Below are 17457 nucleotides of genomic sequence, written 5' to 3'. Positions count from 1 at the left end.
AAGCCGCCCCTAGTCCACGGAGTGTCATCGTCCCCATTCCGATTCCCATGAGCGATCTTGTGCGCTTTCAGGAGATCGCCAGGTGCACCCTTATGACCAAAAGGGGCGCATAGCCGTCGATCACACCCTTAAGCCCGCCCCCTCACCCCACACTCCCCACCGCCGCGCGGTCATCCCGCAGGCGCAGGTACAGCGGCGTGCCCTTGGGCACCGCCAGGCTCGTGCCGGTGAACCCTTCCGGCACGCGCACCGGCTGGGCGAAGCCGCGGTCGCTCGCCACGGCGTCCAGCAGGAACAGGTCGCTGCCGGTCAGGGTGCAGCGCTCCTGCCCGTCGGCGCAGGCCACGCCCGCGATCCGCGGCAGCCGCACCAGCGTGCCGAGCGATGCCCACGGGCCGGCCGCATCGCCCTGCACCACGCGATAGCGCAGCGGGCCATAGGCGGAGCCGCCCAGCGCCTCGGCCGGGGCGATGCTCGCGATCGCGATCGTCGCGTCCTGGAGCTTCACGGGCAGCAGCGTGGTCGCGCGGCCGTCCTCGGTCGCGACCTCCACCCGCTCGGTGCCGGCAAAGCGGGTCGAGCCCTGCCCCTTCAGCGCAAAGGTCAGCCGCGCGTCGTTGGGGAGCACCGTGTCGCCCTCGATGCGGATCGCCAGCCCCTCGCCGGCGCCGCGCGCGACGGTGCGGCTCACCACCGCCGCCATCGGCCGCTGCGCCTCCACCGTGCCGTCGATCGACAGGCTGCGCCCATCCGCCAGCACCGCCTTTGCCTGGAACGGCTGGCCCGCCGCCGGCGCCGCCACCGGGGCCGCCGCGCGCAGCACCAGCCGGTCGGCCTTGCCCTCGCGGCCAAGGTCGGCGGGCTCGAACACCGCATCGCCGATGGTCAGGCGCGTCACCTTCTCCAGCCGCGCGCCATAGAGCGTCGCCTCGGCATCGCCGGCGTGGAAGCGCAGGCGGTCGATTCGGCTCGCCTCGGCCAGCGCCGCGATCGCGATGCTCTCCGGCTGGGCGACGCCCTGCTGCTCGACCAGCAGCGTCATCTTGCCGGGCCTGGCCTTGGCGAGCGGCAGGGTGGCGGCGATGCTGCCGTCGCCCGCGGCCTTCCACGCCACCTCCTGCACCGCCCCCGACGCATCGCGCAGGGACAGGCGGGAGACGCAGGCGGCGGCACCGCCCTCCAGCGTCAGCGCATTGTCGCGGCCGACGACCACGCCCGCGCCTTCGCCCGCGATGCGCCAGCCGCCCTTCGGCGGCTGCAGGCGAAAGCTCGGCCCGTCCATCGGCGCAAAGCCCCAGTTGCCGTGCAGCTGCGCCTCGACCGGCTCCTTCTGCCCCGCCAGCAGATTGGCCGCGACCACATAGCCGCCGCGCAGCGCATCCGCGCGCGCCGGCAGGTCCACGGTGGCGCCGTTGGGGCCCTTTACCCGCAGCGCCATGGCGTGGGCATAGTCGGTCGCATAGACCAGCGGCGCGCCCGTCACCGGCAGCACCAGCTCGCCCGACGGCGCGCACAGCACCTGGTCGGCACCGGCACGCAGCAGCGGCGGATCGACCGGGCGCACCGGCGGCAGGCCGACGACCATCACCGACTTGGGGCTGGCAAAGGAGGGCGCGGTGTTGAGCAGCAGCCCGGCACGCTCGCCGTCGAGCTGCGCCAGCGCCGGGATATAGGTGAAGCGCGTCGTCTGGAACGCGCCGAACAGCCGCGCCACGTCGCGCACCACGCCGATATACGGGCTGTAATAGCCATATCCGCCCTCGGGCGTGGCGGCGATCTGGAGCGCGAGGTCCGTCGGCGCCCCCACCAGCGTCTCGGCCAGCGAAGTGCGGGTGCCGTCGGTCAGCAGCAGCGTGTTCTCGCTCTGCCCCATGCAGGCGGCGCGCTGCTCGATCGGCTGCTGCAGGCACTCGTCGCGCACCTTGATGGAAAGCGCACGGGTCAGCTGCTCGGTGCGGGCCGGGATTTCGGCCGGGCGGTTGCGCTCGGCATCCTGGATTCCGTCCAGGAACAGGTCCAGCCGCGCCCGGTCGCGCGAGGCCTGGGCAAGCTCGATCGAGGCGCGCACAAAGGCGCCGGGCTGGCGCTGCACCGTGTCCACCACCGCGTCGAAGCCGCCGCCCGTCTCCGGCACCACGAACAGCACCAGCTGCTCCGCGCCCTTGGGCACCTCCAGGTCCAGGCTGCCCTTCTTGCGCTCCCAGCTTTCCGCCTTGGAGAACCAGCGCTTGGGCGGCGGGTTGGTGGCGCCGCGCAGGAAGGCCGCGACCAGCAGGTAGCGCACGCCCTGGCTCTCGGGCAGCTCGGCGGCGATCCGGATGCGGTCGCCCGCGGCGATGCTCGGCACCTTGGCGATCGGCAGGGTCGCGCCGCCGCGGGTCACCGACATGCGCAGGGCCGGGCCGGGCAGGTCGAACTGCTGGCTTTCGGCCTGCACCGCGGCCGGCAGCACCATCGCCGCCGCCGCCAGAAACGCTCCGAACCGCTGGAATCTCATGCGCAACGCCACTCCCGATGATCCTCGGCACCGCTGCCGTGCCGCCGTCCGGTGTCGATTTTAGGGCACGGCTGGCACCAGATTGGTCCCCTCGCGCCCGCATCCCTCTTTCACTAAACCGTCACGGTGCCTAAGGACGGCCGCATCGGTGGGCAACGAAAGTCGGACATGAAACTCCTCGCGGGCAACTCCAATCTTCCTCTCGCGCAGGCGATCGCAGGCTATCTGGAGATCCCCCTCACCCGCGCGAGCGTCCGCCGCTTCGCCGACGAGGAGATCTTCGTCGAGGTGCTGGAGAATGTCCGCGGCGAGGACGTGTTCGTCCTCCAGTCGACCTCCTACCCCGCCAACGACAACCTCATGGAACTGCTGATCATGATTGACGCGCTGCGCCGCGCGTCGGCACGGCGGATCACGGCGGTGCTCCCCTATTTCGGCTATGCGCGCCAGGACCGGAAGCCCGGCCCGCGCACGCCGATCTCGGCCAAGCTGGTCGCGAACCTGGTGACGGTGGCGGGTGCCGACCGCGTCCTGTCGGTCGATCTCCACGCCGGGCAGATCCAGGGCTTCTTCGACATCCCGACCGACAATCTGTTTGCCGCGCCGGTCATGTCGGCGGACGTCGCCACCCGCTATGGCGAGCACAATCTGATGGTCGTCTCCCCCGACGTCGGCGGCGTGGTGCGCGCCCGCGCGCTCGCCAAGCGGCTGGGCAACGCCCCCCTCGCCATCGTCGACAAGCGCCGCGAGAAGCCGGGCGAGTCGGAAGTCATGAACATCATCGGCGACGTGCGCGGCCGCTTCTGCGTGCTGGTGGACGACATCGTCGACTCGGCCGGCACGCTGTGCAACGCCGCCGGCGCGCTGAAGGCGGCGGGGGCCGAGGGCGTGGTCGCCTATTGTACGCATGGCGTGCTGTCGGGCGGCGCGGTCTCGCGCGTCGAGAATTCGGCGCTCACCGAGCTCGTCATCACCGACTCGATCGGCAACCACGATCTGATCGCCGGGGCCGCCAAGATCCGCCACATGACGATCGCCCCGCTGATCGCCGAAGCGATCCGCCGCATCGCCGAGGAAGCCTCAGTCTCCAGCCTGTTCAACTGATCGGGCGAGTTCGACGCGAACCCTGTTGACGCTTCCTGTACCCCGGCGAAGGCCGGGGCCCAGATGCGGAACGGGTGTCGGGTTTCGCCCCCTCGCTTCCACCTTCCCAACTGGGCCCCGGCCTTCGCCAGAGTACCGCCAGGAAATCCGCTCGGCGGCCGCCTACCGCTCCCGCTCGGCGATCCGCGCCATCAGCGTCGTGATCCGCAGCAGCACCAGCAGCCCCGCGGCGGCAAAGCCCGCCAGCGCCAGCACCGCATAGGCCAGCGTCTCCAGCGAGTCGGCGATGCGGCTGTCGGCCGCCGCCGACTCGCGCTGCGCGATCGCCTGCGCGACGTCCGGCGTCACCTTGCCCATTGGCGTCGGCTCCACGCCGGCAAAGCTGTCCTGCCGCGGATCGACCGGCGGGATGCCGTCGGGCGGCACCGGCCGGCTCACGAGGGAACCCGGCGGCAAGGTCGGCCCGCGCGACAGCGTCGCCAGCGCCCCGATCAGCGCCAGCGTCGAAAGCCCGCTCAGCACCAGCATCGCAAAGCGGCCGAGCCGGTCGGCCATGCTCATGCGGGCGTATCCTCGGTCAGCGGCGCGTCGCGCGGATCGCCCGGCTGGCGCGCCCCCGCATTGCCGCGCCGGCGCAGCTCCGCCTTCAGCGCCTCGGGCTTGGGTGCCCACAGGAAGCCGAAGCTCACCGTACCCTCCTTGGTGCCCACCGCATGGTGGAGCCGATGCGCCTGCATGATCCGCTTCATATAGGCCGAACGCGGCAGGTAGCGGTGCGGTACCCGCTTGTGCACGATCACGTCGTGGAAGCCGAAATAGATCGCGCCATAGGCGGCGATCCCCGCGCCGATCCACGCCCAGCCCGGCCACCAGCCCAGCTGCACCCCGCCCAGGATCAGCACGAACGACGGCACCGCGAAGATCGCGGCATAGAGGTCGTTCCACTCGAACGCGCCGGTGCGCGGGCGATGGTGGCTCGCATGCAGGAACCAGCCCGGCCCGTGCATCAGCCAGCGGTGCGCGGCATAGGCGAACAGCTCCATGCCAGCCACGGTGCCGATGAACAGCGCGATGCCGATTGCCCAGTGCATGGCCGCGATATAGCGATGCACCATGATGAGTGCGAGACTTGGATGGACGCTGGTCGCCGCCTCGGCGGCGCTCGCCGGCTGCGCCCTGCCCGAAGCGCGGGTGCGCACCGGTTTGGAACGTGCCGGCCTGTCGCCGCGTGTCTCCGCCTGCATGGCCGAGCGGATGGTCGATCGCCTCAGCCTCGCCCAGCTCCGCCGCCTCGGCGACCTGCCGCACGCCCGCGACGCCCGGTCGCTGCCGGACTTCCTGCGCGAGGTTCGCGCCCTAGGTGATCTGGAAATCCTGGGCGTCACAACCAGTTCCGCCGCGCTCTGTGCGACGGGCCTGGCGGGCTGATCTTTATTGCGATCGCTTCGCAATCGCATCACCGGCGTTCAGGGGTGGATTTACCGCACGCGCTGTGCTTAAGGCTGGCGGAATTTTTCCGTTTCTCGAACCATGCGAGGCAGGAACTTCTCCATGAACATTCACGAATATCAGGCCAAGGAACTCCTCGCGAAGTTCGGCGCGCCGATCGCCGCCGGCTATGCCGCCTTCACCGTGGACGAGGCCGTCGAGGCCGCAGGCCGCCTCCCCGGGCCGCTCTATGTCGTCAAGTCGCAGATCCACGCCGGTGGCCGCGGCAAGGGCAAGTTCAAGGAACTCGGCCCTGATGCGAAGGGCGGCGTCCGCCTCGCCTTCAGCCTGGACGAGGTCCGCGCGCATGCGGCCGACATGCTCGGCAACACGCTGGTGACGATCCAGACCGGCGACGCCGGCAAGCAGGTCAACCGCCTGTACATCACCGACGGTGCCGACATCGCCAAGGAATTCTACCTGGCGCTGCTCGTCGACCGCGCGACCGGCCGCATCGCCTTCGTCGTCTCGACCGAGGGCGGCATGGACATCGAGGAGGTCGCCCACTCGACCCCCGAGAAGATCCACACCTTTGACGTCGATCCCGCGACCGGCTTCATGCCGCACCACGGCCGTTCGGTCGCAGCCGCGCTCGAGCTGAGCGGCGACCAGGCCAAGCAGGCCGCCAAAGTCGCAGCCGCGCTCTACGAGGCGTTCGAGACGACCGACGCCTCGCAGATCGAGATCAACCCGCTCGCACTCACCGAGCAGGGCAACATCCTGGTGCTCGACGCCAAGGTCGGCTTCGATTCGAACGCGATGTTCCGCCACAAGGACATCGCCGAGCTGCGCGACGAGACCGAAGAGGATCCGATGGAGCTCGAGGCGTCGAAGTACGACCTCGCCTACATCAAGCTCGACGGCGACATCGGCTGCATGGTGAACGGCGCGGGCCTGGCGATGGCCACGATGGACATCATCAAGCTCAACGGCATGTTCCCGGCCAACTTCCTCGACGTCGGCGGCGGCGCCAACAAGGAGAAGGTGACGGCCGCGTTCAAGATCATCCTGTCCGATCCGTCGGTGAAGGGTATCCTGGTCAACATCTTCGGCGGCATCATGCGCTGCGACATCATCGCGGACGGCATCGTCGCGGCGGCGAAGGAAGTGAACCTGCAGGTTCCGCTCGTCGTCCGCCTCGAAGGCACCAACGTCGAGAAGGGCAAGGAAATCCTCGCCAACTCCGGCCTCGCCATCGTCCCCGCCAACGACCTGGGCGACGCCGCCAAGAAGATCGTGGCAGAGGTGAAGAAGGTCGCTGCCTGATCCATTAGGCGCTCCCGCTTAGCGCGGGGGCACCGAACCTTGTTGACCTGAGGGACCCCGGTCGCCCCAAGTGACTGTACCCTGGCGAAGGCCGGGGCCCAGTTGGGAACGGCCAGAATGGGGCACCACGCCCCTCTCGCTCCCTTTAGTGCTCCCGCGAAAGCGGGAGCCCAGGGTTCCAAGAGCCTCCAGTGGTTGCTCTACCGAACTCTGGATCCCCGCCTGCGCGGGGATACTGGTTCCGCCCGGCGCGGACGAACAAACCTCTCGGGGCCCGCCCCGGCCAGGCATCGGGGCGCCGCCTCGAACCATGGCCGCGGCGGGCCCCTTGCTATAGGGTCCCCGGCATTTCCGTTCACGGAGAGAAAGCACATGAAGCTGTTGGTGCCGGTCAAGCGGGTGCTTGACTATAATGTGAAGCCGCGGGTGAAGGCGGACGGGTCGGGCGTCGATCTCGCCAACGTCAAGATGAGCATGAACCCGTTCGACGAGATCGCCGTCGAAGAGGCGATCCGCCTCAAGGAAAAGGGCGTCGCGACCGAGGTCGTGGTGGTCTCGATCGGCGAGCCCAAGGCGCAGGACACGCTGCGCACCGCGCTTGCGATGGGCGCCGACCGCGCCATCCTCATCACCGCGGACGTGCGTCCCGAGCCGCTCGGCGTCGCCAAGCTCCTCGCCAAGGTGGTCGAGGAAGAGCAGCCGCAGCTCGTGATTCTCGGCAAGCAGGCGATCGACGACGACAACAACCAGACCGGCCAGATGCTCGCCGCCCTGCTCGGCTGGGGCCAGGGCACGTTCGCGTCCAAGGTCGAGGTCGAGGGCGACACCGCCAACGTGACGCGCGAAGTCGACGGCGGCCTGGAGACGGTGGCGCTGCCGCTGCCCGCGATCGTCACCACCGACCTGCGCCTGAACGAGCCGCGCTATGCGTCGCTGCCTAACATCATGAAGGCGAAATCGAAGCCCTTGGCGCAGAAGACGCCGACCGATTACGGCGTCGACCTCACCCCGCGCATCACGATCCTCAAGGTCGAGGAACCCGCCAAGCGCGCCGCCGGCATCAAGGTCGACAGCGTCGACGCGCTGGTCGACAAGATCAAGAGCCTGGGAGTGATCGCATGAGCGTGCTGGTACTGGTCGAACAGCTCGACGGCCGCGTGAAGGACGCGACGCTCGCCACCCTCACCGCCGCCGCCAAGCTGGGTGACGTGGTCGCGCTGGTCGCCGGCAGCGACGATGCCGCCGCGCAGGCCGCCGACGCCGTAGCCAAGGTCGCGGGCGTCACGAAGGTGCTGCTGGCGAACGATCCGGCATACGCCAACATGCTGGCCGAGAATGTCGCCGCGCTGGTGGTGCCGCTGATGGCCGACCACGACGCCTTTCTCGCCAACGCCACCTCGATCGGCAAGAACGTCGCGCCGCGCGTCGCCGCGCTGCTCGACGTGATGCAGATCAGCGACATCGTCTCGGTCGAGACCCCCGACACCTTCACGCGCCCGATCTACGCCGGCAACGCGGTCGCCACCGTCCAGTCGAGCGATGCCAAGAAGGTCATCACCGTACGCGCGACCGGCTTCGAGAAAGCCGCGACCGAGGGCGGCAACGCCTCGGTCGAACCCGTCACCGCAGCCGGCGACCAGGGCAGGTCGCGCTTCGTCGGTGCCGAGACCCAGGAGTCGGCGCGTCCCGAGCTCACCAGCGCCGCGGTGATCGTCTCCGGCGGCCGTGCGCTCGGTTCGGAAGAGCAGTTCCACGCGCTCATCGAGCCGCTCGCCGACAAGCTCGGCGCCGCAATCGGCGCCAGCCGCGCCGCCGTCGACGCGGGCTTCGCACCCAACGACTATCAGGTCGGCCAGACCGGCAAGATCGTCGCCCCGGACGTGTACGTCGCGGTCGGCATCTCGGGCGCCATCCAGCACTTGGCCGGCATGAAGGATTCGAAGACCATCATCGCCATCAACAAGGACGAGGACGCCCCCATCTTCCAGGTCGCCGACGTCGGCCTGGTCGGAGACCTTTTCCAGATCGTACCCGAATTGACCGAAAAGCTGTAAGCCACAGGGGCGGGAACATGGCCGGTGATCCCGCCCTTAGCTTCGCTGCCGACGGCGCCGAGCTTCATGCCGGCGCCGCGGCCTCCCTCCTCCCCGCCCTTGAAGCTGCGCTTGCGGGATTGCCCGACGAGCAGGCCGGCATCCGCCTCCACGGCATCCCATCGCTTGCCGCGTTGCTGAGCCCCAACCTTCCCATCGGTGCACTCGCCGCGCAGACACTCGGCGCGGGGACGCGTCCGGTCCGCGCGCTGCTGTTCGACAAGACTGCGGCCACCAACTGGGCGCTTGGCTGGCATCAGGACCGCACGATCGTGATCCAGAAGCGGATCGACGTTCCCGGCTTCGGGCCGTGGACGGCCAAGTCCGGACTCCAGCACGTCACCCCGCCCTTCGCCTTGCTCGAATCGATGATCACGTTGCGCATCCACCTTGATCCGGTCCCGGCCGACAATGCGCCCCTTCTGGTCGCACCCGGCTCGCACCGGTGGGGCCGCATCGCCGAGGATCGCATCGAGGCGGTGGTCACCCAGTGCGGCACCGCCCCCTGCCTCGCCGAGCGGGGGGACGTGTGGCGCTATGCCGCTCCGATCCTCCACGCCTCCGCCGCCGGTAACGGCTCGCGCCGCCGCGTGCTCCAGGTCGACTATGCCGCAGCGCCCCTCCCCGGCGGCCTGCGCTGGCTCGGGCTCTAGCGCCGGCACGAAGGCTCACCGCCAATCACCCGGCATGCGCGGAGGCGGGGCACGGTTCAGCAGCGCTGCCGCCCCCCTTTTCAGGCAAGCCCGATCATGCCCTAGTCTCCGCAGACCTAGAAACGGACGTCTGCCATGATTCACCGCCATCTCTCGATCACCGGGCGCGTCCAGGGCGTGTCCTACCGCGCATGGATGATCGAGCAGGCCGAGTCGCTCGGCATCACCGGCTGGGTGCGCAATCGCGCGGACGGCAGCGTCGAGGCGGTGGTCTCAGGCCCCGCCGAGCAGGTGGACGCACTGGTCGCTCGCACCCATCGCGGCCCGCCCGGCGCGCGCGTGACCGCGGTCATCGTCACCGACACCCCGGCGGCGGTGCATCCCGGTTTCGCCAAGCATCCGACCGTCTGATCCCCCGCCGCGGGCTGTCCTACACGCCGCCAAGCTGCTTCGGTGCGGCCATGAACCGCGCACCCTTCCGCTTCGGTATCCCGCCGCCGGCGCCCGTCGTGCGTCGGCGCGTCTTGGACTAACTTTCGCCTAACCTTTCACATGCTGGGACGGCTTGCCCGGAGGGGCTTGCGCGGCGCCAGCCGCAGCACCGCATAGCCCGCTAGTGCCGACAGCACCGATCCCGCGAGCACCCCGATCTTGACCTCGTCCACCAGCAGCGGGTCGTTCGGAAATGCGAGGCCGCCGATGAACAGGCTCATGGTGAAGCCGATGCCCGCCAGCAGCGACAGGCCCCAGATCTGCACCCAGCTCGCCCCGCCCGGCCGGGGGGCAAAGCCGGTGCGGTTGGCGATCCAGATGCTTCCGAAGATGCCGATCTGCTTGCCCAGCAAGAGGCCGAGCGCAACGCCAAGCGGCAGCGGATCGAGCAGCACGCCGGCCGAGGTCCCGGCGAGCGACACGCCCGCATTGGCGAAGCCGAACAGGGGAACGATCGCATAGGCAACCCAGGGATGCAGCGCATGCTCCAGCCGGTGGAGCGGCGAGTCGACGGCGTCCGGAGCGGCCGGAGTGGGCTTCACCGGGATCATCAGCGCGGTCGCGACCCCGGCGATGGTCGCATGCACGCCCGACAGGAAGACGAAGTACCAGAGCGCCAGCCCGAGGAGGAGATAGGGGGTGAGCGACCGCACCTTCGACTGGTTGAGCACGTACATCGCCGCCAGCACCAGCCCGGCCGCGGCCAGCGCCAGGCTGGCGATACCGTCGGTATAGGCGAGCGCGATGATCGCCACCGCCCCCATGTCGTCGACGATGGCGACCGTGGTCAGGAACAGCTTGAGCGAGGCCGGCGCCCGCGATCCGAGCAGCGCCAAGACGCCGATGGCAAAGGCGATGTCCGTCGCCGCCGGCACCGCCCAGCCCCCCTGCAGCTCGGGTCGGCCGCCGGTCACCGCCAGGTACACCAGCGCCGGCACCACCATGCCGGCCGCGGCCGCGACCACCGGCAGCCGCCGGTGCTGCCAGGTGGCGAGCCGCCCGTCGACGAACTCGCGCTTGATCTCCAGCCCGACGAGCAGGAAGAAGATCGCCATCAGCCCGTCGTTGATCCAAAGATGCACCGTCATCGGCCCGTATTTGGGGCTGAGCACCGGGCCGGTGGTCCAATGAAGCAGGTGGAAATAGGGCTCCGACAGCCCCGGCAGGTTCGCCACCACCATCGCCAGCGCGGCGGCCGCGATCAGCAGCACACCGCCGCCCGCCTCGCTTTTCAGGAACTCGCGAAGCGCGGAACGGGGGTGGTGGGGGCTGTCTGGCATGGTCACTCCTGTCCGCCGCACGCCTCAGGCGCGGGCGAGCGCCTCCGCGATCAGCTTGCGGCTGTTGTCGATGCCATAGAGCGCGATGAAGCTGCCCATGCGCGGCCCCTGGCTGGTGCCGAGCAGCGTCTCGTACAGCGCCTTGAACCAGTCGCGCAGCGACTCGAAGCCGCCGGTTTTGCCGATCTCATAGACCGCGTCCTGGATCGTCTCGGCGCTCGCGTCCGCCGGCATGGCCTCCAGTTCCGCGTCCAGCCGCTCCAGCGCCGCCACCTCGACACCCTGCGGTGCGCGCCGCTCGGGCTTGTCGGCGACATCGCGGACATAGGCGAGCGCATGGTCGATCAGCCGGTCGAGCGCCGGGTACGCCTCGGGCGAGGCATCGGCGACATAATTCGCCAGATAGCCCCACACCTGCTCCTTGGTCGCCTCGCCCATCACGCCGACCAGGTTCAGCAAGAGGCCGAAGGTGACCGGCAGCGTCTCTGCGGGCGGCGGGCCGCCGTGGATGTGGTGGACCGGGTTGCCCAGCTGCTGCTCGACCGGCTGGCTGGGGTAGTTGCCCCGGAACTGCCAATATTCGTCGATCGCCCGCGGGATCACGCCCAGGTGCAGCTGCTTGGCCTTTTTGGGCTCGCGATAGGCGTAGAAGGCGAGGCTCTCTTCCGGGCCATAGGTCAGCCACTGCTCGAGGCTGAGGCCATTGCCCTTGGACTTGGAGATCTTCTCCCCCTTCTCGTCCAGGAACATCTCGTAGTTGAAGCCCTCCGGGGGCCGGCCGCCGAGCACGCGCGCGATCTTGGACGACTGCACGACCGAGTCGATCAGGTCCTTGCCCGCCATCTCGTAATCGACGCCCAAGGCGACCCAGCGCATCGCCCAGTCGACCTTCCACTGCAGCTTCGACAGGCCGCCGAGCGCCGACTGGACGATCCGCTCGCCCTCGTCGTCGAACGCGATCAGCCCGGCCTCGGCATCCACCACCTCGACGGGCACCTGCAGCACCACGCCCGACTTGGGGCTCACCGGCAGCACGGGCGAATAGGTCGCCTGCCGCTCCTTGCGCAGCGTCGGCAGCATCACGTCCATAATGCCCTGGTAATGGCGCAGCACGCCCCGCAGCGCCTCGTCGAAGCGGCCCGAGGTGTAATATTCGGTCGAGGACGCGAACTCATAGTCGAAGCCGAAGCGGTCGAGGAATTCGCGCAGCAGCGCATTGTTGTGGTGCGCGAAGCTCTCGTGCGTCCCGAACGGATCGGGCACCTGCGTCAGCGGCTTGCCGAGGTGCTCGGCGAGCATCTCGCGGTTGGGCACATTGTCCGGTACCTTGCGCAGGCCGTCCATGTCGTCGCTGAACGCGATCAGGCGGGTGGGCGTGTCCGACAGCTCGGCAAAGGCCTGGCGCACCATGGTGGTGCGCAGCACTTCGTTGAACGTGCCGATGTGCGGCAGGCCCGACGGACCATAGCCGGTTTCGAAGATCACCGGCGCGCCGCCGGGCTTGCCGTCGGGATAGCGCTTGAGGAGCTTGCGCGCCTCCTCATAGGGCCAGGCCTTGGACACGAGGGCGGCGGTACGGAGCGCGGGATCGATCATCCCGGCCCTGTAACGCCTCGGCGCCGGCTTGGCCAAGCCGGATTGCGCGGCGCGCTTTCGCACTGCAACAAAGTCCGCGTTCCAGGCGTCTCCTCCGTTCACGCTTTCACCAAGGTACCGAAGTCTCGTGATCGTCAGTGCAACTCCTCGATTCCGCAACATCCTCCTGGACGTGTGGCAGCCGCTTTTCATCCTGTTCCTGTGGGACGTGGCGGTGACCGTCTTCTATTTCATCTCGCCGTTCCGCGCGCCGGCACTGCCGCTCACCCTGTTCGGCACCGCCCTGGCGCTGTTCCTCGGCTTTCGCGTCAATTCCGCCTACCAGCGCTGGTGGGAAGGCCGGGTGCTGTGGGGCGCGATGATCAACGCTTCGCGCAGCCTTGCGCGCGGTTCCATGGCGTTCCTGCCGATCGACGACATCGGGCCCGCGCGGGAGCTGAAGCGCAGCATCGTGCTGCGGCACATCGCCTATGTGCACGGCCTGCGTTGCCAGCTCCGGCGCCAGGATCCTGCGCCGGAGGTGCTGCGCTTCCTGTCGCCGACCGAGGCCGCCGATCCGCTCAGCCGCACCAACGTGGCCAATGGCCTGCTCGACGGCACCGGCCGCCGCATCGCACGGGCGATGCGCGAGGGCTGGATCGACACCATCCAGCAGACCCAGCTCGAAAGCATCCTGGTCGACATCGCCAATGCCCAGGGCGGCATGGAGCGGATCAAGAACACGCCACTGCCCAACCAGTACCGCTTCCTCCCGACGCTGTTCGCGCGGCTGTTCTGTATCCTGCTGCCGATCGGCCTGGTCGAATCGCTGGGCTGGGCGACCCCGATCGGCTCCAGCCTGGCTGGCCTCATGTTCCTGACGGTGCTGCACATCGGCGACGACCTGGTCGATCCCTTTGCCGACACCATCCACGACGTGCCCATGACGGCCATGTGCCGCACGATCGAGATCGACCTGCTCCAGGCGATCGGCGATGCGGCACCGCCGCCGCTGCAGCCGGAAAAGGGCGTGCTGTGGTGACGCCGTTCCGCTTCCGTTCACCGGGAAGCCGGCTATAGAGGAAGCCATGCTCCCCTATCCCGCGCTGCACGCAAGCCACGGCGGCATCTGGGTCGCCACGCCCGATGGGGAAGTGCGCGGGATCAGCCGGGGCGAGGCGATCCGGCTCGCCGCGGACACGCCGACGCTGGTGCTGAACGCGCCGCTGGTGGCGCAGCGGCTCGGCTATGCGGAATTGTCGGGCCTCGACCTTCTGGAGCTCTTCGCCTTCCTGCGCCCGGCGCGCTTCATGGTCCCCACGCCCAAGGGGCTCGCCGCCGTGACCGGCCTGCCGGTGCCGGAGAGTGATGCGGCCGTCGCCCCCTTCCTCCGCGATGCCGCCGCCGCGCTCCTGGCGGTCATGGAAGGCGAGTGGCCGGAACGCGAGGGGGCCTGGCACGCCGCGCAGTCGCTGTTCCGGCTGCGCTGGACCTGGGCACCTGCCGTCACCCAGCGGCTGGCAAAGCCGGAGCGCGCCGAGCGCTGGCTCTTTTCCAAGCTTCCGGAGTGGGAGGAGCGCGCACCCCGCCCCGCCCCGCGTACCATCGCCGTCGATGGCGCCGACGTGGTCGCGCGGCTCGATGCCCTCACCGGCGCCGGGGCCGAACGCCGGCACGGCCAGCGCACCTATGCTGCCGCCGCCGCCGATGCCTTTGCCCCGCGCGTCGTGCGCGACTCGCCCAATCTGGTGCTGGCGGAGGCGGGCACCGGCATCGGCAAGACGCTGGGCTATCTGGCGCCCGCGTCGCTCTGGTCCGAACGGGCCGGCGGCGCCGTCTGGGTATCGACCTATACCAAGGCGCTCCAGCGCCAGCTCGCACGCGAAGGGGAGCGACTGTTCCCCGACGAGGAGGAGCGCAAGCGGCGGATCGTCACCCGTAAGGGGCGCGAGAATTACGTCTGCCTGCTGAACCTGGAGGATGCGTTGCAGGGCGGTTTCGCGGGGCGCGCGGCGATCCTGGCGCAGCTGGTCGCGCGCTGGGCCGCCTATACCGCCGACGGCGACATGGTCGGCGGCGATCTGCCCGGCTGGCTGCCGACGCTGTTCCGCCGCAACGGTTCGACCGCGCTCACCGACCGCCGCGGCGAGTGCATCTACGCGGGCTGCCCGCATTACCGGAAGTGCTTCATCGAGCGCGCGGCGCGTGCGTCCGCGGACGCCGACCTGGTGATCGCGAACCACGCACTGGTGATGGTCAACGCCGCCCGCGGCCGCGAATCGGCGACTCGGCCCACGCGCTACGTCTTCGACGAGGGGCATCACCTGTTCGATGCGGCCGACGCGATGTTCTCGGCAGCGCTGACCGGCGCGGAGGCGATCGAATTGCGCCGCTGGGTGCTGGGGCCGGAGGCGAAGGCGCGGGGCCGCAGGCGGGGGCTCGCCGCGCGCCTGTCCGACGTCGCCAGCTACGACGACGGCGGGGCGGAAGCGATCGCAGCCGCGGTCAACGCCGCGCAGGCGCTGCCTTCCGACGGCTGGCTCGGCCGCATCAACGAAGGCGCGCCGTTCGGGCCGGTCGAGACACTGCTCGCTGCGGTCCGGGGGCTCGTCTATGCGCGCGCGCCCGATGCGGGCGAGGCGGGCTATGGGCTTGAGACGGAACTGGCCGAACCAGACCCCGGGCTTGTCGATGCCGCCGGTCCGGCGAGCGCCGCGCTGGAGGCTTTGCTGCGTCCGCTGCTGGCGCTCGGCCGCCGACTCGAGTCGGTGCTTGCAGAGGCGCCCGACTGGATGGACGCGCCGGCGCGGGCACGCATCGAAGGCGCCATCGCCTCGCTCGGCTGGCGTGCCGAGACGGTCGGCGCCTGGCTGGCGCTGATCGCGCGAATCGGTGGCCCGAACGATCCCGATTACGTCGACTGGCTCGCCGTCGATCGGGTGGAGGGGCGCGAGTACGATGTCGGGCTCCATCGCCATTGGCTCGATCCGAGCCGGCCCTTTGCCGACACCGTGCTGAAGCCGGCCCATGGCGCGCTCGTCACCTCGGCCACCCTGAAGGCCGGCGGCGACTGGTCGGTGGCGGAAGCGCGCGCCGGCGCGCCCCATCTGGAGCGGGCACCGGCCCGGTTCGAAGCGGCAAGCCCCTTCGACTATGCCGGCCAGGCGGAGGTGGTGATCGTCACCGACGTGAAGCGCGGCGACCTGGCGGCGCTCGCCAACGCCTATGCCCGGCTGATCGCCGCCGCGGGCGGCGGTACGCTTGGGCTCTTCACCGCCATTCGCCGCCTGCGGGCCGTGCATGCGCGCATCGCCGACCGGCTGGCGCGCGACGGCCTGCCGCTGCTCGCCCAGCATGTCGACCCGATCGACACGGGCACGCTGGTCGACATTTTTCGCGACGATTCCCGCGCCTCGCTGATCGGCACCGACGCGCTGCGGGACGGCGTCGACGTGCCCGGCGACTCGCTGCGGCTGGTCGCGATGGAGGGCGTGCCCTGGCCCAAGCCGACCGTGCTCCACGCTGCCCGCCGGCTGGCAGGCGGCGGCAGCGCCTACGACGACCGGATCGTGCGCGCACGCCTGGCCCAGGCGTTCGGCCGGCTGATCCGCCGTGCCGACGACCGCGGCATGTTCGTGCTCCTCTCCGCCGCCATGCCGTCGCGCCTGCTCACCGCCTTCCCGGAAGGGACACCGGTGTTGCGCACCACGCTCGACGAGGCGGTCGAACGTGCATCGCGGCTTTCCCTCGCCCGTCCCTTGGGGCATGAGGCGGCGACCGCCTGACGCCTCGCCCGACGGAATTGCCATGAAGACCCTGACGCTGCTTCGCCACGCCAAGTCCGGCTGGGACGATCCCGTCGCGCGGGACTTCGATCGCCCGCTCAATGCGAAGGGCGCCCGCGCGGCCGAGACCATGGGCCGCCACCTGCGCAGCCTGGGACTGGCCTTCGACTTGGTCGTCGCCTCTCCTGCGGTGCGGGTGCAGGAGACGCTTGACCATTTCGCGTCCGGCCTTGGAGAGACGCTGGCGCCCGAGTGGGACCGCCGGCTCTATCTGGCGTCGGAGGCGACACTGCTCGACGTGGTGCGGGCTCTTCCCGACGCCGCCGATCAGGTGCTGCTGGTCGGCCACAATCCCGGTCTTGAGGAACTGGTCCTGCTGCTCGCTGAGACCGGTGCACTGCGGCAGGACGTGGCAGAGAAATTCCCGACCGCGAGCGTGGCGGTGTTGGAGGTGGGCGCGCACTGGAGCGAGACGTGCGACGGCGGCGCGACGCTCCTGCGCTTCATCCGGCCCCGCGATGTCGATCCCAGCCTTGGCCCCGACGTCGGCTGACGCTCAGCGGGCGTTCGCGGCGAGCGCGTCTGCCAGCATCGTCCGGATGCGAAGCAGCGGATCCTGCGCCATCGGCTTGCCGCGCTCGGCCGCCAGCAGGTTCTGCACCCCGCGGATCGTATAGCCCTCTTCGCTCAGCAGCTGGTGGATGCGCCGCACCAGCGTGACGTCCTCGGGGCGATAGTAGCGGCGCTGCCCGGCGCGGGTGACCGGCCGCAGCTCGGAAAAGCGGCTTTCCCAGTAGCGCAGCCGGTGCTGCGGCAGGCCCAGCTCGGCCGCGACCTCGCCGATCGTGCGAAAGGCCGTCGCCGATTTCTCGGACACGGATGAAATCCTCAGCTGGCAGCGACGATGCGGTCGCGCATCATCTGGCTGGCACGGAAGGTCAGCACCCGGCGCGGCGCGATCGGCACCTCTACCCCGGTCTTGGGATTGCGGCCCACGCGCTCGCCCTTGTCGCGCAGCACGAAGCTGCCGAAGCCCGAGATCTTGACGTTCTCGCCCTTATGCAGAGCCTCGCACATGTGGCCGAGGATATCCTCCACCAGCTTGGCTGAATCGGCGCGTGAAAGCCCGACTTCCTTGTGCAGTGCCTCTGCGAGGTCCGCGCGTGTCAACGTCCCGCCCGCAGTCATGGCAAACCCCCTACCCAGTGAATGCGCCAAGCCGCG

The 17457-nt window shown here is 69.7% G+C and carries 17 protein-coding genes; 10 read left to right on the top strand and 7 right to left on the bottom strand.

All coding sequences use genetic code 11. From position 1 onward, the window contains the following. Positions 1-142 precede the first annotated feature (142 nt). Entirely contained in the window at positions 143-2497 is a 2355-nt protein-coding gene (locus EDF69_RS02700; protein WP_132884609.1) for a hypothetical protein, read from the bottom strand. A 168-nt stretch (positions 2498-2665) separates the two neighbouring features. Here EDF69_RS02700 and EDF69_RS02695 point away from each other — a divergent pair, with 168 nt between their 5' ends. Continuing rightward, positions 2666-3601, top strand: coding sequence for a ribose-phosphate pyrophosphokinase (locus EDF69_RS02695; protein WP_129342674.1), 936 nt, complete (start codon positions 2666-2668; stop codon positions 3599-3601). 162 nt (positions 3602-3763) lie between these two features. Here EDF69_RS02695 and EDF69_RS02690 read toward each other — a convergent pair whose 3' ends face one another. Both EDF69_RS02690 and EDF69_RS02685 read right to left on the bottom strand, forming a co-directional pair. Then, positions 3764-4162: a hypothetical protein gene (locus EDF69_RS02690; RefSeq protein WP_132884608.1), complete on the bottom strand. Its 399-nt coding sequence runs from the start codon at positions 4160-4162 to the stop codon at positions 3764-3766. Continuing rightward, the gene (locus EDF69_RS02685) at positions 4159-4692 is read right to left on the bottom strand and encodes a sterol desaturase family protein (protein WP_132884611.1); all 534 of its coding nucleotides are present in this window, start codon (positions 4690-4692) and stop codon (positions 4159-4161) included. Before EDF69_RS02685 ends, EDF69_RS02690 begins: the two co-directional genes overlap by 4 nt. Positions 4693-4714: 22 nt before the next feature. On the opposite strand from EDF69_RS02685, the gene EDF69_RS02680 reads away from it, so the two are divergent. The 6 genes from EDF69_RS02680 (at position 4715) to EDF69_RS02655 (ending at position 9512) form a co-directional block, all read left to right on the top strand. Next, on the top strand, positions 4715-5029 hold the full coding sequence (locus EDF69_RS02680) for a hypothetical protein (protein WP_132884607.1): 315 nt from the start codon (positions 4715-4717) through the stop codon (positions 5027-5029). Between the two features lie 123 nt (positions 5030-5152). After that, complete coding sequence (gene sucC / locus EDF69_RS02675; RefSeq protein WP_132884606.1) at positions 5153-6355, top strand: ADP-forming succinate--CoA ligase subunit beta; 1203 nt, start codon at positions 5153-5155, stop codon at positions 6353-6355. A 372-nt stretch (positions 6356-6727) separates the two neighbouring features. Beyond that, on the top strand, positions 6728-7477 hold the full coding sequence (locus EDF69_RS02670; RefSeq protein ID WP_204991293.1) for an electron transfer flavoprotein subunit beta/FixA family protein: 750 nt from the start codon (positions 6728-6730) through the stop codon (positions 7475-7477). After that, the gene (locus EDF69_RS02665) at positions 7474-8409 is read left to right on the top strand and encodes an electron transfer flavoprotein subunit alpha/FixB family protein (RefSeq protein ID WP_132882994.1); all 936 of its coding nucleotides are present in this window, start codon (positions 7474-7476) and stop codon (positions 8407-8409) included. Before EDF69_RS02670 ends, EDF69_RS02665 begins: the two co-directional genes overlap by 4 nt. 17 nt (positions 8410-8426) lie before the next feature. Continuing rightward, positions 8427-9101, top strand: coding sequence for a phytanoyl-CoA dioxygenase family protein (locus EDF69_RS02660; RefSeq protein WP_132882993.1), 675 nt, complete (start codon positions 8427-8429; stop codon positions 9099-9101). A 135-nt stretch (positions 9102-9236) separates the two neighbouring features. After that, on the top strand, positions 9237-9512 hold the full coding sequence (locus EDF69_RS02655; RefSeq protein WP_132882992.1) for an acylphosphatase: 276 nt from the start codon (positions 9237-9239) through the stop codon (positions 9510-9512). A gap of 137 nt (positions 9513-9649) precedes the next feature. Here EDF69_RS02655 and nhaA read toward each other — a convergent pair whose 3' ends face one another. Both nhaA and EDF69_RS02645 read right to left on the bottom strand, forming a co-directional pair. After that, positions 9650-10873 (bottom strand): Na+/H+ antiporter NhaA, encoded by a 1224-nt coding sequence (nhaA, locus tag EDF69_RS02650; protein ID WP_132882991.1) that lies wholly within the window; start codon positions 10871-10873, stop codon positions 9650-9652. Positions 10874-10897: 24 nt separating this feature from the next. Further along, on the bottom strand, positions 10898-12469 hold the full coding sequence (locus EDF69_RS02645) for a lysine--tRNA ligase (protein ID WP_132882990.1): 1572 nt from the start codon (positions 12467-12469) through the stop codon (positions 10898-10900). A gap of 127 nt (positions 12470-12596) precedes the next feature. Here EDF69_RS02645 and EDF69_RS02640 point away from each other — a divergent pair, with 127 nt between their 5' ends. The 3 genes from EDF69_RS02640 to EDF69_RS02630 are packed head-to-tail and all read left to right on the top strand — an operon-like array spanning position 12597 to position 16786. After that, positions 12597-13490, top strand: coding sequence for a bestrophin family ion channel (locus tag EDF69_RS02640; protein WP_132882989.1), 894 nt, complete (start codon positions 12597-12599; stop codon positions 13488-13490). Between the two features lie 46 nt (positions 13491-13536). Continuing rightward, positions 13537-16233: an ATP-dependent DNA helicase gene (locus EDF69_RS02635; protein ID WP_132882988.1), complete on the top strand. Its 2697-nt coding sequence runs from the start codon at positions 13537-13539 to the stop codon at positions 16231-16233. Between the two features lie 22 nt (positions 16234-16255). Further along, positions 16256-16786 carry a SixA phosphatase family protein gene (locus EDF69_RS02630; RefSeq protein WP_132882987.1) on the top strand — a complete coding sequence of 177 codons (531 nt, stop codon included), beginning with the start codon at positions 16256-16258 and terminating at the stop codon, positions 16784-16786. A 3-nt stretch (positions 16787-16789) separates the two neighbouring features. Here the strand turns inward: EDF69_RS02630 and EDF69_RS02625 are convergent, their stop codons facing one another. After that, positions 16790-17119, bottom strand: a complete 330-nt coding sequence (locus tag EDF69_RS02625) for a MerR family transcriptional regulator (protein WP_132882986.1) — start codon at positions 17117-17119, stop codon at positions 16790-16792. Between the two features lie 2 nt (positions 17120-17121). Next, complete coding sequence (locus tag EDF69_RS02620) at positions 17122-17421, bottom strand: integration host factor subunit alpha (RefSeq protein ID WP_125960166.1); 300 nt, start codon at positions 17419-17421, stop codon at positions 17122-17124. Positions 17422-17457 lie beyond the last annotated feature (36 nt).

Source organism: Sphingomonas sp. JUb134 (assembly GCF_004341505.2).
GTDB lineage: Bacteria > Pseudomonadota > Alphaproteobacteria > Sphingomonadales > Sphingomonadaceae > Sphingomonas.
The sequence above is the reverse complement of the archived record's forward strand: the minus strand, read 5'-3'. Positions and strand labels throughout refer to the sequence as shown.